Here is a 302-nt window from a genome sequence, read left to right as displayed (position 1 = left end):
CGATGTTCTGTTCTCCTGATACAGCCTGCGGTCATAACGACTTTTGCTCTGTCCGACTTAATGGCCCTATCTGGTGATTTATCCTGACGCACAGATACCGCTTGTCGCTGAGCCAATTCACAGAGGCCGTAATGATAGAAAGTGCCACCGGGCCACTTTTGCTGCGCAAAAGCAAGAGTCTCCCGACGCAAAAGTGTCATGCCCCTCCGGCTGTTGTCGAATCATCGTTATTTACCGATTCTATCTAAATATCCACAGCTGAGATAGTACCCACGAAAACCCGCTCTCGCTCCTAGCTAAGC

1 protein-coding gene is annotated in these 302 nt (G+C 50.0%); it reads right to left on the bottom strand.

Translation table 11 applies throughout. From position 1 onward, the window contains the following. Positions 1–200 (bottom strand): hypothetical protein (locus I6E26_RS11155; protein WP_235321930.1); only part of this gene is annotated, 200 nt, incomplete at its 3' end. Positions 201–302: the final 102 nt, after the last annotated feature.

Origin of the sequence: Anaerovibrio lipolyticus, from assembly GCF_021531495.1 — a bacterium.
Taxonomy (GTDB): Bacteria; Bacillota; Negativicutes; order Selenomonadales; family Selenomonadaceae; genus Anaerovibrio.
Note: the sequence above shows the minus strand (reverse complement) of the source record. Positions and strands in the feature narration are given on the sequence as shown.